This is a genomic window from Bradyrhizobium sp. PRIMUS42 (assembly GCF_023006515.1).
GTDB lineage: Bacteria > Pseudomonadota > Alphaproteobacteria > Rhizobiales > Xanthobacteraceae > Bradyrhizobium.
In genome coordinates this window covers 1-1,634 of the sequence record NZ_JALBGZ010001034.1, presented here as the reverse complement: position 1 = coordinate 1,634, position 1,634 = coordinate 1, and the positions used below count along the sequence as shown (strand labels likewise).

1 protein-coding gene and 1 pseudogene are annotated in these 1,634 nt (G+C 66.9%); one reads left to right on the top strand and one right to left on the bottom strand.

What is annotated here, in order from left to right; all coding sequences use genetic code 11:
* Positions 1-709: LysR substrate-binding domain-containing protein (locus tag MOV75_RS37185; RefSeq protein WP_247007883.1), on the top strand; the 709-nt coding region annotated here is incomplete at its 5' end.
* Positions 710-932: 223 nt separating this feature from the next.
* Here the strand turns inward: MOV75_RS37185 and MOV75_RS37180 are convergent.
* Positions 933-1,523 (bottom strand): annotated as a pseudogene (locus MOV75_RS37180) (NAD-dependent epimerase/dehydratase family protein); the annotation flags it as partial.
* Positions 1,524-1,634 lie beyond the last annotated feature (111 nt).

Below are 1,634 nucleotides of genomic sequence, written 5' to 3'. Positions count from 1 at the left end.
GGTCGAGGCCGCCATCATGGACTGCCAGGGCGCGCTCGACCTGCTCGCGGGGCGGACCGGCGGCAGCGTGCATCTCGGCGCGGTCTCGACCGCGAAATATTTCGTGCCGCACGCGATCGCGGCGTTTTCCAAGCGGTACCCCAAGATCGAGATCAAGCTGACCATCGGCAATCGCGAGGAGATCCGCGAGGCCATGCACGGCTACGACCTCGATTTCGCGGTGATGGGTCGGCCACCGGCCGACGTCACCGTCGACGTCCGCCAGCTCGGGCGCAATCCGCACATCATCGTCGCGCGCAAGGGGCACTGGCTGGAGAAGGATTCCGGCCTCAACCTGACCGATCTCGTGCACGAGACCTTCCTCACCCGCGAGCCCGGCTCGGGCACGCGGACGCTGATGGAGGGCATGTTCCAGAGGTCCGATCTCGAGCCGATCATCGGCATGGAGATGAGCAGCAACGAGACCATCAAGCAGGCCGTCATCGCCGGGCTCGGCATCGCCTTCATCTCGGCCCACACGGTGGCGCATGAGCTCACCGAGGGCCGGCTGATCGTGCTCGACGTCGCGGGCCTGCCGATCGTGCGGCAATGGTACGTGATCCGCCGCAGCGACAAGGTCTTGCTGCCGCCGGCGCAGGCGATGTTCGATTTTCTGGGCTCGGAGGGGTCGAACTATCTGCCCGACGTGCCCGAGCTCGGCGGACGATGATCCGCCCGCGTTCAGCCCATCAGCTTCATGGCGATGGTCGCCGCCAGGATCAGGATGATCTGGAGCAGACGCTCGGTCGTGAAGATGCGGTTGAACGTGGTCATCGCTTGCCCCGGCCGGCGTGAAGGAGATTTCGGTCGGCACGTTGCTAGCACAGGCGGGCAGCGAGACAACTCCGTAATTGCCACGGGTGCCGCCGGCGCTCTGCGAGGGGACCCCAACGTCATTCCCTCCCCGACAGACGATCGATCCACCACGCAAGACCACGTGCGGCGCCCTCTTCGAATCCCACGACCGGTACGCCTGCGGTCACCTCACAAAGGCGGCGGACGTCAGCTGCGATGATCGGCTCGGCATCGACGCCCGTGGCGGCGATGGCGCCGAACCTGACCAGGTGGCGAGCTTCGAGGAGACCCGCGACATGCTCGACCACGCTGCGCAGACTGCGCGGCTCGCCGCTGGCGAGATTGACCGCGCCGGTGAGCTCGCTGCCGAGCACGGCAGCGATCATCTGCGCGAGGTCATCGACATAGACGAAATCGCGCAGCTGCCCGCCATGCGAGCAGTCGAATTCTCGTCCCGCGCGCAGGCTCCGGATCAGCGAGGGGATGAGGCGCGCCTCCGGCTCGTGCGGGCCGAACGGGACAAACACGCGGCCCCAGCCAGCGCCTGCCGCGATATAGGCTTCCGCCGCAGCGAGCTTGGCCTGTCCGTACAATGTGGTGGGACGGCATAGGCTGGTGCGCTCATCACACGGGCCGCTCTGCGGTCCGTATTCGAAGCAGCTTCCGATGCCGAGGATCCGGCGGGTGCCGCCGGCCCGCGCGCGAGCGCTCGTTTAGAACAGCGGGTCTGACGACCTTTGGCTATCCGCGACAGGCGCCGTGATTGACGGCGGGTGCCGGCCTTGAAGGGGCAATTCAGC